The 13,631-nt window shown below is 59.6% G+C and carries 11 protein-coding genes, 1 tRNA gene and 1 pseudogene; 7 read left to right on the forward strand and 6 right to left on the reverse strand.

What is annotated here, in order from left to right; genetic code table 11:
* Together IRZ31_RS03450 and IRZ31_RS03455 are read right to left on the reverse strand one after the other, a co-directional pair.
* The coding region (locus tag IRZ31_RS03450) for a helix-turn-helix transcriptional regulator (protein ID WP_297149568.1) at window positions 1-588 on the reverse strand (588 nt) is incomplete at its 3' end.
* Window positions 589-840: 252 nt separating this feature from the next.
* Window positions 841-2,406, reverse strand: a complete 1,566-nt coding sequence (locus tag IRZ31_RS03455; protein ID WP_297149570.1) for an APC family permease — start codon at window positions 2,404-2,406, stop codon at window positions 841-843.
* A 757-nt stretch (window positions 2,407-3,163) separates the two neighbouring features.
* Here IRZ31_RS03455 and guaB point away from each other — a divergent pair.
* Window positions 3,164-4,723: an IMP dehydrogenase gene (gene guaB / locus IRZ31_RS03460; RefSeq protein ID WP_297149572.1), complete on the forward strand. Its 1,560-nt coding sequence runs from the start codon at window positions 3,164-3,166 to the stop codon at window positions 4,721-4,723.
* Window positions 4,724-4,880: 157 nt separating this feature from the next.
* Here guaB and IRZ31_RS03465 read toward each other — a convergent pair whose 3' ends face one another.
* Window positions 4,881-5,642, reverse strand: a complete 762-nt coding sequence (locus IRZ31_RS03465) for a peptidoglycan recognition family protein (RefSeq protein WP_297149574.1) — start codon at window positions 5,640-5,642, stop codon at window positions 4,881-4,883.
* Window positions 5,643-6,091: 449 nt separating this feature from the next.
* Here IRZ31_RS03465 and IRZ31_RS03470 point away from each other — a divergent pair, with 449 nt between their 5' ends.
* The 4 genes and pseudogenes from IRZ31_RS03470 to IRZ31_RS03485 form a co-directional block, all read left to right on the forward strand.
* Complete coding sequence (locus IRZ31_RS03470) at window positions 6,092-6,457, forward strand: roadblock/LC7 domain-containing protein (protein WP_112428463.1); 366 nt, start codon at window positions 6,092-6,094, stop codon at window positions 6,455-6,457.
* Window positions 6,458-6,628: 171 nt separating this feature from the next.
* A complete protein-coding gene (locus tag IRZ31_RS03475; RefSeq protein WP_052888162.1) occupies window positions 6,629-7,123 on the forward strand; it encodes a roadblock/LC7 domain-containing protein in 495 nt (164 codons plus the stop codon).
* 27 nt (window positions 7,124-7,150) lie between these two features.
* The gene (locus IRZ31_RS03480; protein WP_069801542.1) at window positions 7,151-7,726 is read left to right on the forward strand and encodes a GTPase domain-containing protein; all 576 of its coding nucleotides are present in this window, start codon (window positions 7,151-7,153) and stop codon (window positions 7,724-7,726) included.
* A 247-nt stretch (window positions 7,727-7,973) separates the two neighbouring features.
* A pseudogene (locus IRZ31_RS03485) lies at window positions 7,974-8,720 on the forward strand (DUF429 domain-containing protein); the annotation flags it as partial.
* 168 nt (window positions 8,721-8,888) lie between these two features.
* Here IRZ31_RS03485 and IRZ31_RS03490 read toward each other — a convergent pair.
* From IRZ31_RS03490 to IRZ31_RS03500, 3 genes are all read right to left on the reverse strand, one after another.
* Complete coding sequence (locus IRZ31_RS03490; protein ID WP_297149582.1) at window positions 8,889-9,827, reverse strand: DMT family transporter; 939 nt, start codon at window positions 9,825-9,827, stop codon at window positions 8,889-8,891.
* 332 nt (window positions 9,828-10,159) lie between these two features.
* Window positions 10,160-10,621, reverse strand: coding sequence for an HAD hydrolase family protein (locus IRZ31_RS03495; protein WP_112428457.1), 462 nt, complete (start codon window positions 10,619-10,621; stop codon window positions 10,160-10,162).
* A gap of 603 nt (window positions 10,622-11,224) precedes the next feature.
* Window positions 11,225-11,749, reverse strand: a complete 525-nt coding sequence (locus tag IRZ31_RS03500; protein WP_297149583.1) for a DUF402 domain-containing protein — start codon at window positions 11,747-11,749, stop codon at window positions 11,225-11,227.
* A gap of 274 nt (window positions 11,750-12,023) precedes the next feature.
* Here IRZ31_RS03500 and IRZ31_RS03505 point away from each other — a divergent pair, with 274 nt between their 5' ends.
* Window positions 12,024-13,292: an aminoacyl--tRNA ligase-related protein gene (locus IRZ31_RS03505; RefSeq protein ID WP_297149585.1), complete on the forward strand. Its 1,269-nt coding sequence runs from the start codon at window positions 12,024-12,026 to the stop codon at window positions 13,290-13,292.
* A 153-nt stretch (window positions 13,293-13,445) separates the two neighbouring features.
* Window positions 13,446-13,529: transfer RNA gene (locus IRZ31_RS03510), tRNA-Ser, on the forward strand.
* The last annotated feature ends 102 nt before the right edge of the window (window positions 13,530-13,631 follow it).

Raw genomic sequence — 13,631 nt, forward strand, 5'->3', positions numbered from 1 at the left:
GCCTGGGGCTGAGGGGGGGCGCGCATCTAGCCCCAGCAAATGGGGAGGGATGCCCAGAATCGCGGAGAGCATGCGCCGGCGCCGTGAGGAATCCAGATAGTCGCTGCGGTTCTCCATGCGGCGGATTGCCAGCTCTGACAGGCCGAGGGCCTCCGCCAGGTCAGCCTGGGTCCAGGAGCGCTCGCCACTCTGTTGCCGTTTGACTTGCTGCAGACGGTAATACTTGATGACCGCTCCTGGCAGCGGATAGCCGTCGTCGCCGGCGGGAAAGGCTGGGTAGCCCTCCTGTACCCACCAGGGCGGCGAGCCGATGAGTCGCCGACGCTGGGGATCAAGCCCCAGCAGCTCCGGTGGAATGGCCAGCAGCTCAACCAGTTGGCGCCGCCGCTTGAGCGAGTCAAGTCCCTGTTGCTGCTTCTCCAGATAGTAGATCATGCGCGCGTGAACGCCCAGCCGCCGTGCCAGTTCAGCTTGAGACCACCCCTTTTGTCGACGGTAATGCGCTACAACCTGTCCGGGATGTGGATAGTGACCGTGCTCGTCTTCGGGATCGAAGGCTCCGTAGCTCCGCCACCACTCAGCTGCCATGCTGGTACTGCCCGTCCTTTCTGCTTCTGCTCCTGAAAACCTCTGTGCTCCCGGAAACGTCTCTTCTTGATACACAAGAAGTAGACCGATAATTTGAATATTTCAATCTCAGCATATCATTGTAACTTTTCAGCCATAATTTTGCAAGCGGCCCGCATTCGGCTTGTATACTTCCTTGAGATCTGCCACTGAGCCTGCACTAGGGGAGCAGCAAAAGGCGTCCTTGAGCGACCTGAGCTGAAAGCTAGCACCTCAGCGGAGCGGTGGATGTCCTCTCTCCTGCGCGTGAGCCTTATCCTGCGGCTGATCACCTTCCCCTTGCAGCCATTGGAACAAGCGAGGACCAAGACGACTGGCCCGGGCCGTTGCTGGCAGCGCTGCCAGAGTAGCTGCACCCATACACAGCACAATCAGGCTACCGACCAGGAGTGTCCAGTTGGAGTTAGGGAGCATGGGAGTCCAGGAGTGGGCCAGGATCTCCAGCATGGCCAGGGTGCTGCCCGTTGCGCCCACCATTGTACCTGAGCGCAGCAGCCAGGAAGCTGTAGTTCTTCCTCCCAGGGCCAGCGGTGGCTGCTGATAGGAGAGCAGCGTCATCATATAGAAACAGAAGAAAGCGACGAACAAGCGCAGCAGAGTCATAGTTGCCAGTAGCAGGGCCATAGCTACTGAGAGAAAAGCCGCCTCTGATGGCACTGGGGGAAGTGCCAGTAACAAAACAGCGGCTAGGACACCAGTGAGTAGTGTTTGTGTCACGAAGGCGCGCCACGGAACTCGTTCCCGGTTAAGCAAGGCCAGTCCAGTTGGTAAAAGGCCGTCGAGGCTGGCCACGAACAGCAGGCGCGCGCCAGCGGAAGTATGAATGAGGGCGGCGCACAGATAGAATGCCAGCAAACTGACCAGGGCCATACTGCCGGCGGTGTGCCCCAGGGCCATCTCAAGTGCTAGGGCCGGTCCTCCGTTGGGAGCAACCAGAGCAGAGAGTGCTACCAGCAGATAGCTGCTGCAGATCAGAAAAGCGCTCCCAAGCAAGGGGCGGCCCGGAGCGAGGCCAGGACGCAGCTCGCCAGCCATGCTCAAAGGGGCGCTGTAGCCGAGATAGAGCAAAGCGGCCAGACTGCCAGGCGGGCGTGAAGACCCGTCGACGGGCCAGCCTGGGCTCCAGAAAAGTGGGAGCCGCCACGCTCGCTGCTGCAGCAGTACCAGGCTACAGATCCCGCTGAGGACCACGATGGTCAGTGTCAGTGCGCTGAAGGTGTTCACGATACGTTGCACCGTACGCTGCCGCTGCCAGCCAAGCAGTAGCAACAGCGCCAGCACGATCATGATGACCAGTGCCCGCTGCCACGGTTCAGCTAGCCAGCCTGCTTTCAGGCTCTGCAGCGTCGTCACAAAACTGGCCAGCGCGCTGACGGCAGCCAGCAGGCCGGGCAGCCAGTCGCTGATTCCCACAACCGTACCCCAGTACGGTCCGAGTAAGCGTGCGGTCCAGGTATAGAGCGCTCCCTCAGAGGGAGCCAGTGCCATCAACTGCGAGGTAGCCAGCGTCATGGGGAGCAAGAGGGTCACCGTCCCCAAGACGACGACCAGCAAGGCAAGCGGTCCTTCCCTGGTCAGCTGCAGGAGCGGGCCAGGGGCGAACAGCGCAGTGAAGTGTAGCAAGCAGAGATCAAGCGATCCGATAGGCCGTGGCAAAGCCCGTCTCGTGTAGTAATGGGAGAGCGCTGGCGGGCAGATCGCCCGGGAAACGCGGCCCGGCGGACCGCCGGTCCCGGTTTGAACAGTGGCATCCCTGCCGTTTGGTTGCTGCCCTATCATAATCCTTTCCTCCTTCCTCATTCTCCTTCCACCCTGCGCCTCCGTGTGCCAACAGATGAGGAGATAGGAACCAGACGAGCGGTCATGGCGAGTGAGAGGCCCGCATCATGGCCAGGCTCGCATTTTACACAAGAAACACCTTTATTCATATTGTACCGGAGAAGGTATAAGTAGCAGAAATAAATGGGAGCTGCTCCTCTCTGCCGTGCCTTGACAGAGGGGGAAAAGATGTGTTCTTATAGAAGGAACAAACAGCTGAGAGCGTCGAGCTGACGCCTCACTTAGGTTGTCAGGGAAGGGGCTGGCTGACTGAGGAGGGGGCCAGTCTGACGAAGCAACCGATGCGGAGGGCGGGCAGCAAGAGCACGAGTATCAATCAAAGAATTATTGTAGCTCAAGAAGGACAGGCGTCCTGCTTGCCGTGCTGCTCGAAGGAAGCCAGCGTAATAGCAGGAGCAGGAGACCTGAAGAAGGCGCCCTCTGAAAGAGACGTGAGCGTTTTCTTGCAAGCCAGAGGGAGAAGAGCCAGCGACCTCGCGGCTGCGATAGCGCAATCCTGTAGCGGTCGCACGGACAAGCCAGGCGAAGAGAGAGCAAGCCCGGCAGGAAGGTGTCCCGTACGTATCCGGTGCTCGTCTACCCTGTGCCAGAGGAACGAGTGGCCCGGCACAACAACCGATGGAACTCCACAGTGTGGAGGACGCGGGACCACGTGCCGGGCGTTTGCGTATGTTGAAGGAGGAAAGGAAGGAGAGCTATGGCCGAGGCTCATACAGCAGAGACCATCGACGACCTGCAAGCGCACCCTGTCATTGCACCAGTCGAGTTTGAGCTAGATGGGCGAGAGAAATTTGTCGGCGAAGGGTTGACCTTCGACGACGTCCTGATCATTCCGGCGGCCTCGCGGGTTCTGCCCCGCGACGTCTCGACCAAGGCCCGTCTCACGCGCACCATCAGCGTCAACATTCCTATCGTCAGCGCCGCGATGGACACGGTCACTGAAGCGCGCATGGCCATTGCCCTCGCGCGCGAAGGTGGTATCGGCGTCATCCACCGCAACCTCTCGATTGAGGACCAGGCGCGCGAAGTTGATAAAGTCAAGCGCTCCGAGTCCGGCATGATCACCGACCCTGTCACCCTCGGGCCAGAGGCCTCGCTGCGCGAAGCGTTGCAGGCTATGGAGCACTTCCACATCTCCGGCATCCCAGTGGTCGAGAACGGCAGGCTGGTTGGCATTCTCACCAATCGCGACATCCGCTTTGAGACCAACCTTGACCGGCCCGTCTCAGAGCTAATGACGCGCGAGAACCTGATCACCGTACCGGTAGGCACCACCCTGGAGCAAGCCCGCGACATCCTCCATCGCCACAAGATTGAGAAACTCCCCGTCGTCGACGAGCATGGCATGCTGCGCGGCCTCATTACCATCAAAGACATCCAGAAGAAAATTCTCTATCCCAACGCAGCCAAGGACGAGTACGGGCGCCTGCGGGTTGCCGCCGCTGTCGGCGTCGGACCCGACACCGACGCGCGTGCCGCGGCCCTGGTCGAAGAGGGGGCTGACGTCCTGGTTGTCGATACCTCGCATGCTCATTCCCAGATGGTCCTGGACACCGTGGCCCGTCTCAAGCACCTCTTCGGCGACCGTGTCCAGATTATGGCTGGCAACGTTGTCACCGGCGAAGCCACAGAAGCCCTGATTCAGGCGGGGGCAGATGCCGTCAAGGTGGGTATTGGGGCTGGCTCTATCTGCACCACGCGCGTCATCGCCGGCGTTGGCATGCCGCAGGTCACCGCCATCTATGAGTGTGCGCGGGTGGCCCGCCGCTATGGCGTCCCGATCGTCGGCGATGGCGGCATTCAGTACTCAGGCGATATTGCCAAGGCCATCGCTGCTGGCGCTGACACCGTCATGCTGGGCAGCCTCCTGGCCGGCGTCGATGAAAGCCCTGGTGAGCTGATCATCTCCCACGGCGAGCGCTTCAAAGACTACCGCGGCATGGGTTCGATCGCGGCCATGAAGCAGCGCAGCTATAGCAAGGATCGCTACTTCCAGGGTGATATCGGTGACGAGTCGCAGCTGATCGCCGAAGGGATTGAGGCCCGCGTCCCCTACAAAGGCATGCTGGGGCCGCTCGTGCATCAGCTAGTCGGCGGATTACGTCAGGCTATGGGCTATGCGGGCTGCGCCACTATAGAAGAGATGCAGACGCGTACGCGCTTTGTGCGCATTACCAGCGCCGGCCTGCGTGAGAGCCATCCGCACGATGTGATGATCACCAAAGAGGCGCCCAACTACGGAACCAAGTTCCGCTAGGATCAGCGAGCCTCGCGTAGTGGGTTGCAGTGGTTGCTGGCCAGGGCCATGACAGGGCTGCGACCAGCCACTGCAACCCACTCGTCGCTCCTCCCAGCCTGTCAGCAGCGCCAGGCGCGGAGACAAGACACAAGATGCGCAATCTGCTGCGCTAGCGCTAGCGCTTTGGCAGTCGGCTGCCTGGTGGCCTTTCCTGACCCTGAAGCCGAGCTAGCTCCAGCTCGGCGTTGATCAGCCGGCGCTGAAAATCTGCCGCTACCTCGCGCAACTCTTCCAGCTGCTGCCGCAGTCCAGCACAGACAGAGTCACTGTCGGCAACCGCGCTGGCGTGATCGGGAGGCTGGGAAAGCATCCGAGGCGTGGGCCTAATTTCACCAGCGGCCTGAGACTGGCTGCTACGAGCCAGGTAGGCAAAAAGTTCGTCCCAGGGGTAAGGCCCGGGGCAGTAGCTGCGTCCTTGCGGATCGAGCGAGAAATGACCGGTAATGCCCCCTTGGGCATCGGCTCGCCTCCGCGGAATGCCGTGCCGCTCACAGAGATGGTCAATCAATAAAAAGCTGGCTTGCTTTTGGGCCTCAGTCAGCTCGTCCCCGTTATCGCGCCTCAGCTTGTGATGCTCGATCGAAAGCGTCGCATAGTTGGGATTGCTGATCATTTCCCACCAGCGGTCATGTCCTCGACTCACTGCGCCATTGCCCCAGGCTGCATCGGCCTCGCGTACAAGCTGGAAGATGCGCCCATCGCGCGCAATGAGATAATGCGTGCTCGCCTCCGTCTCGGGACGCTGGAAAAAGGCTACCACCTCTTCGGCAGAGGAGAAACCGGCGGTCCCATGCACAATGATCCAGCGTGGTCGCTCTCCTCGCCGACCGGCGAAGTAATGAGGCGAAGGGCGCCACAGCGCTCCTGGTTCGTCCATAACTCCTCCTGGATTGGCTTGAGCGCGCATGTACCCGACATGGAGCGTGCTGCCTGCCGATGGGCCAGATAACCGCTCACCCTGCTCATCAGCACGGCCTGTCCTGCTCCTGGCCGGGTCAGATTCAAGACCGAGATAGCCGATGGCATTGCTTATCCATCTACATATAACCATTAGCCAAGAAGTCTCACCTGGTTGCGCTCTCAAGCCGTATCGTATACAATACCAGCAGTCCCCGTATGGCAGAGCATAGGCGGGAACAGGCTGGATAATTGGCACCGGCGTTCCCTTCATCCACCTGCCGCGAGGTGCAACCCGTTCATACGTGTGTGGCTTCTTTTGCTCGCTAGCTGATAGGCGAGGCAGAGCAGTTTTCTCTGTACGATCAATCGACCGACCTACCAACCGACCCGTTGCGGTGGTGCGTTCCGTGAGAGACGGAGGAGAGCATGGTTGACCTGAAGCAGGCGCTAGGCCGCTTCCTAACCATCCCAGGCGTGAGGATGGCCATCCTTGTTGGACGCGATGGCCTGCTGATCGAGGGGGTCCCCCGCGATAGCAAGGAGGACCTCGAAGCTGTGGGAGCCATTATGACGAGCGGCCTGAGTGCCGCGGAGGCTCTGGGACGGGAGGTCGCTCGCGGCGGGCTTGTTGGCGCTCTTGTCGAGTTCGAGCATGGCCTGGTGAGCGCTGACCCCCTGGGCGACTTCGCGCTGATCGTGACGGTGTTCGACTCCGCTTCAGCGCTGGGGCGGGTACGCCATCTGGTCAAAAGTAGCCGCGATGAGATCCTCGAAGCGCTCGATATCGCTTGATCAGGCTCCGTCGCTCACCCGCTCGCTCACTGGCTTGCTCGTTCGTTTCTCTTTCTGTTGTTCATTCTTGCTTCGGTTTGTTCATGACGCCCGCTGCTCGCTGGCGCTCATGAAGCTGTGCCTGTGCTGTGCACGCTAAGCTTGTTGTACCGGACCGGAGGCGGCGCGTACATGGAGCAATTATCAAATCTGGTTATTTCGGATCATGAACTTGAGGCTATCCGGGCGACACTGAGCAAGTTGTTGCACGATACCAGCGCGTCCACGGTGATGTTGCTCGATAAGAGCGGCCAGGTGATCTCTAACTTCGGCAATGGGGTGCGCCGCAATGTGACTTCCCTGGGCGCCTTGCTGGCCGGCGCGTTCTCTTCCTCTCGCCAGGTGGCCGAACTCCTCGGTGAAAAGGATTTCCGTACGATCTTCCAGCAGGGCATGCACGAAAATATCTATACTACCCTGGTCGAAGAGCAGTGGCTGCTGGTGATCGTCTTCGATAAACTGACCCATATTGGCCTGGTGAAGGTCTTGTCCAAAAAAGCTACCGATGAGCTGGTGCGCGTGCTCGCGCGCGTCAAGGCCGATACGTCTCGCCGAAAGACGTCGGTCATTAATGTGGAATTCCGTTCCTCTGTCGAGGATACCATCGATTTGCTTTTCCGCGATTAGGGCCTGCTTCCGAGGTAACTGGTTTCTATGGCTCTTATCAATATCGCTACTCACGAGATCCATTGCAAAATTGTTTACTACGGCATTGGATATTGTGGGAAGACTACCAATCTGCAGTACGTGTATAAGAGCATTAACCCCGCTATCCGCGGCGAGATGCTCTCTATCGCGACTGAGACTGAGCGCACGCTCTTTTTCGATTTCCTCCCCCTCGACCTCGGTACTGTGCATGGTTTCCGCACTCGTTTCCATTTGTATACGGTGCCCGGGCAGATTCTCTACGAGCGCACTCGCCTGGCTGTCCTCAATGGTGCCGATGGGATCGTCTTTGTGGTCGATTCTCAGGCGGAAAAGTTTGAGGAGAACGTCCAGAGCATCGCCGAGCTGGAGATGTATATGCGTCGCCTCGGCAAGGATCTCGGCCATTTCCCCTTTGTGATGCAGTGGAATAAGCGTGATCTCCCCTCGGCTTTGCCTGTCCACGTGCTCGACCGCTACCTGAATCGTCGGCGGGTGCCAGCTTTCGAGGCGGTGGCTTCCAGTGGCATCGGGGTCTTCGCGACCCTGCGCGCTATTAGTAAGAGTGTGATCGCGCAGCTCTAGCCTCGCTTGAGTAGGCGGCTGGGCTGCCTGCTCTTCCTTTGGCTGACTCCGGCCAGGTGCAGGCGGTTGAGGCCGTGACCAGGATCGGGCGCGTAATTTCATCTTCTGGTGGCCTTGTGGCGTTATGGGTGAAACGGAGGATGCTGCGCTGGGGTGGGTGGAATAGGATGAGGTGAGTGGCTCCAGGCAACGAGTGGTCTGCTCAGTGGCTGCTTGCTGTGCTCCTGCCTGATCAGGCTTGTTCAAGATGCGCATCTATGGCTGTGACTTCACCAGTGCTCCCTGCCGTCGTAAGCCGATAGTGGTGGCTGTTGGCCAGCTAGAGGGCAGGCGCCTGACCATCCTGGGCCTGGAAGACTGCTCCGACTGGGCTGCCTTCGAAACCTATCTGCGTCTCCCTGGCCCCTGGCTGGCGGCTCTGGATCTCCCCTTTGGTCTACCCGCCGCGGTTGTGAACGCGCTCGGCTGGCCAGCAACCTGGGCAGACTACGTGTCGCTCGTAGCTCGGCTGGAATTACCCGCCTTTCTGGCACTGCTCCAGCGCTATAGCGCCGGACAACCACCAGGTCAGAAGCTGCCACGCCGACCTACCGATGTTCTGGCTCAGGCGTGCAGTCCCCTGATGCGCCAACGCGTGCCTCTGGCCCGCATGTTCTGGCAGGGGGCGCCGCGTCTGCTGGCCAGCGGCGCCTGTCTTCTGCCCTGCCATCCGACGGAGGCCGAGCGCTTTATCCTGGAAGGCTATCCCGCCCTGGTAGCGCGACGCTGGCTGAAGCGCCAGCCCTACAAAGGAGAGGGCCGAGAGCGGAACACCGCCGTCCGTCGTCAGGCGCGAGTCCGTCTGTTGACGGCTCTGATGTCTCCCGAATTGACTCAGAGCTATGGTCTGACGCTCGTCCTCCCGGCAATCTGCCAGTCCGCCTGCCTAGATGATGCGCGTGGTGATCGTCTTGATGCCCTGCTCTGCGCTGTCCAGGCTGCCTGGGCAGCGCAGGCCAGCGGGGACGTGAGCGCTCTCGCTCCCCAACAGCTCCGAGAGCGTCTAAGGGCGCTTCTGCCCGCCGGCTGCAATCCCGATGAGGGCTGGATCTACGACCCCGCGCTTGTCGCCAGTGCTCACGTCAGCGGATCGCTTCCCTCGCAGCCAAGTTGTAGCCCCGCTTCACAGCAGCACACTGATGATCCCGGCCAGGGTCACAATGACGCCAATGATTGCTGTCAAGGAAGGGATCTCATGCAGCCAGAGAATGCCGAGCAAAATGCCTCCAGTCACCTCCTGGGTGGCGATCAGATTGGCATAAGTGGCGTGCAGCGTCCGTAGCGAGGCGTTGTAGAGCGTATGCCCCAAGCCGAGGGGCAAGACGCCCAAGGCAATCACTGCCCCCAGGGCTGGCAGTGGATAAGCATGGCGAAAGGCGAAGTAGAGCATTACTGGCAGCAGCCAAAGCGCTGCCAGGCCATAGACATAGAAGGTATAGCGGAAAAGCGGATGCCGATCTCGTTCGCCGCGCCCGGCGATCGAATAGATCCCGTAGCAGAGAGCCGAGAGCAGGGCCAGGCTATCTCCCAGGATCATGCAATGTCCTTCTTGAGGCTGGCAAGCGGTGTAGTGCGGCTCAAAACCGGCCATGAAGGCTACCCCGATTACTGCCACCACAATGCCGATGTATTTGCGCTTTGGCAGGGCCTCGTGCAGTACCAGGGCGGAGAAGAGCGTCACGAAAATCGGCGAGGTGTAGACGATGGCCAGGGAATGAGCGATAGTCGTAAAGCTCAGAGAGGCGATGTAAAAAATAAAGTGCAGAGCTGTCACCAGCCCATAGAGCAGGAAGCGCGGCAAATCCCGGGGACTCAGCAACAGTGACTGGCGTGTCACCAATCCCAATAGTAACACGAGCAGGGCTGCAATCGCCAGGCGCCAGAAAGCGATTTCAACAGAAGTAAAAGGGGTAGCAAGGCGAATAAAGACGGGACTTGTTGAAAAAAAGAAAACCGCTATACAGGCATAGAACAGACCCTGCCAGGAACGGCGTTCTGTACCGACGCCAGTGGGAACAGCGGCATCGGCATCGATCTCTTGGGGGGAATGGGACTGCATCATGCTCCTCCTAGCGTGGTCCACACCCGGTCAGTCAGGCGGCGTGGAGTGAGGCAGTATCTTCCACGGGGCTGAACGAGTGGGTGAGTGGGGACAAACAATCTGACCGACTGCAGGCAGCCCAGACCGCTTGCAGTCTGTTGACGGTTTGTTTACTGTCTGTTTGTCTAGCTGCCTGTTGCTCGCCAGGCCCATCGGCCATTCTTCAGGACTGAGCTGAGCGAGGCCTGGCAGCGGCTGGAACGGCTCGACCCTCTGCCAGCGCTCGCTCATGCGCTGTCGGTACTCTGAACATGCCAGAGCCGCTGACTCGACTCCAACCGTGCCCTGAGAAGCTAGGGACGGAGGGTAGCAATCAGACGCTTTGGATAGAAGAGGAGGTCGATCCCATCGATGGGGTTGCGTACCAGCACATCGGCGGCTTGCAAAGCCTCACGCGCCACTCCTTCGGGTCCCAGGACCGCCACGCCGATGGCTGCCCGGCGCAGCATTCCGGCATCGTTGACACCGTTACCGAAGGCGATCACATTGGCTGGACCTAGCTCCTCAACATAACGCGTCTTCTCCTCGCCCGTATCGATCACATGCAGCGGCAGGCCCAGGCTGCGCTCCAGGGCAGCGACCTGACCGTGTGTCGCCGCTGTCAGCAGGTGGATAGAGAGGAAGCTGGCCAGACGCTTCAAGCGGCTCACAGCCTCGGGCCAGGGCTTTCCATCGAAGGCCAAAGTACCGTTGATATCAAAGACAGCATGCTTCAGTTCTATAGTCTCTCTTTGTGGAATCTCGATCCTGATCATTTCTGTCAACTAATAAGCATCATACGCTCGGAGAATGATGAGCTGGCCGCTGCCAGCTTTGTCCCCCAGCTAGCGCAGCAACAAAGCCAGCCACGGGGTAGAACTGACGCGGCAGCCAACTGAACCAACCGGCAGGCTCAAGGGAGAGCAGTCCAGGCTCGTCCCATCTTGCCATCAACAGACCAGCACCGCCCACCCAGGCGGTGCGCTCTTTTTCTGGCCTTGTAGATCCCTCCCCCTTCCCACGCTAATCCCCGCTGGTATCGTTGCACCACACCATCAGAGGCGCCTCCATCATCCCTGGCAATTAGGCAGTGGGCCGGCTCCGGTGGACAGCAGATAACTCCCTCCAGCGATCTGGCTGAACAGGCGGGAGAGGTAGTCAGCCTGCTGACCGCTGAGGTCACTGACGCCGGCTTCTCTATCTGACCGCCCGATGGATGCAGCTGGCGGCATCGGCCAGACAAGCCTACTCAGATGCCTCTCTCTGCCTGCAAGGCAGACCATCCAGTAAGAATAAGAAGCAGAAGGGCTGGCAGCCCTTCTTGCCCAGGGAGGCAGAGCGAGGGACAGACGCATTCACCTCTCACAGCCGCTCCCAGCTTATGACCCTATCTCGGCAAATGGCCCCTCACGGCGGGCGACCATCTCCAGCAGTGCTTGTAAGCCCTCCCGAGCACCGCGACGCTGGGTCGCACTCAAATTCGTAGCTGCCTGAAACTCATCCTCGTCCAGCACCTGCACCCTCCCCTGACGGTCAACCCAGACGTCGAGAAAAAGATCGACCTGCTCAATACGATCGTCCTGAATCACCGCTGGCTCGGCGATGTTGCAATACCAACCCTTGCGCTTGCCATCCTTCCCCGCAATGGCGAAGATGTTGAACCAGCGGTCAGTATAATAATACTCTGTAAAGCAGTCGCCCGTTTCGAAGCGCGCGTAGCCAAGATCGCGATCGGGCCAGGTCCAGAAGGCGCGGATGATGCAGGTACGCGAGGTAGCAGCGAGCACTTCACCCTGATAGGAGAAGAGCCTCTCACCTTGCGGATTTTTCTTAATAACGGTGATCATCGTATGCGCTCCCCGCGGCAATCCCACACGGGCCGGATCACGGCCTGCATGACTCATCCGTCCTGGGAGAAGGGTAGCAGCAAGAGTCTGCCTTGTCAAGTGGCGAGAGCCACAGGAGAAAGCCGTCGGAACGCAATGGAGAGCACTCAAATGGCAGAAGATCCTATTCCCATCGGAAAGGTGAGCATGCTGATGAGATTGAACAGCAGTGACCAGAGAAGCAAGGCGCTGGCGTTCTGGCCCGGCTCCGCTTTCCTGGTCAAGAAGCGCGCATTAAGCCAGCGCCTGAACTGTCTTGCTCCACTCGCTTGCTATGCTATACTAACAGCGTATGCTGAGTCTTGATTTACTGCGCCAGCATCCCGATCTAGTACGGAAAGGACTCCAGAAACGCCAGATCTCTGTTGCCCTGGAGGAGATCGTGCGCCTCGCCGAGCAGCGCGATGGCCTTGCCAGGCGCTGCGAGGGACTCTATGGATCGCTCAAGAATCTGCGAGAGCAATGCCGGACAGCTCCAGCCAGCCGACGTGCCGGGCTTGAACAGCAAATCACAAGCATCGAGGAGGAAATTCGAGCGCTGGAATTGCAGATCGCTGATCTGGAGACGCGCCTGCGCCTGTCGCTCTTGCCATTGCCCAATTTGCCCCATTCTGATGTCCCCACCGGCTTCTTGCGTTCGGCCAATCGCGAGCTGCGCCGCTGGGGCGTCCCCATGAGCTTCTATTTTCCTCCGCACTCATATCGCGAGCTGGGTAGTAAGCTGGGCATAATCGACAACGTCGCTGGCAGCCGCCTGAGCGGTAGTCAGTTTATGGTCGTAAGCGGCTCGGGGGCCAGGCTGCTGCGGGCGCTGGTAACCTTTGCCCTCGACTTCTTCACGCACGAGTGGGACTACAGAGAGATCCAGCTGCCCCTTCTGATGAAATACGGTGCCCTGCTGGCCGCCGGACAGTTTCCACCCCTGGAGACCCAGAGCTATAGCTGTCAGGCCGATGAACTCTATCTGAACCCCGGAGGCGCAACATCCCTGGTGAATCTGTACAGCGATATGGTGCTTACTGCCGAGACTATGCCCGTGCGCCTGGTCACCTGGACCCCGGTCTTTCACCGCGATGGTGGCTCGGCCTCGCTTCCTCCAAGTGCGGCTCGCCTGTCCTGGCACCAGCTCAGCGAGGTACAACTGCTATGGTTGATTGCCCCGCACGAATCATACACAGTCTTGCAAACACTGTTGTTTCAAATTGAAACACTGTTGCAGCGTCTGGAGCTGGCCTATCGAGTCGTCATGCTCTGTAGCGGCCTGTTGCCCTTCGCTGCAGCGATGACCCTGACTATTGAAGCCTGGCTACCAGCCCAACGCCGCTTTCTCCCTCTGGCCTCCGTAAGCAATTATGAAAGCTTTCAGACACGCCGCGCCAACATCCGCTATCGAACCCCCAGTGGACAAATCGACTATCCCCACAGTCTAGGCGCCTGTGCCCTGAGCATTGAGCAGACGTTGGCCACCATTCTGGAGGTCTACCAGCAGGCAGATGGCAGTGTGGTAGTGCCCAAGGTGCTCCGCCCCCTGATGGGCCTCTCCTTACTCACTCCACACTGAACGCTATTCTAACAAATGTTTGTTCTCGCCATGACAAAGTGTCCACGATGTTGCCAATCCTTGTTGTGCAATGCATAAGACAATGACCCAAATGGTATGCTCGTAGCGGCCCGAACCTTCCAAATTGAAACCGGTTGTGGTAAACTATCTAGCGGAGGGGTGGCAGAGCGGTCGAATGCAGCCGTCTTGAAAACGGCCGGGCGATGAGCCCCGGGGGTTCGAATCCCCCCCCCTCCGCCCTGCGTTGATAGATAGCGGCTGGCCTGTGTCCATAGCCCGGGGGGTGCTGTGGGGACAGCGCGATTTTGTGTTTATGCGGCTGTGGCCCGTGGATGGATA

The organism is Thermogemmatispora sp. (assembly GCF_019683635.1).
GTDB lineage: Bacteria > Chloroflexota > Ktedonobacteria > Ktedonobacterales > Ktedonobacteraceae > Thermogemmatispora.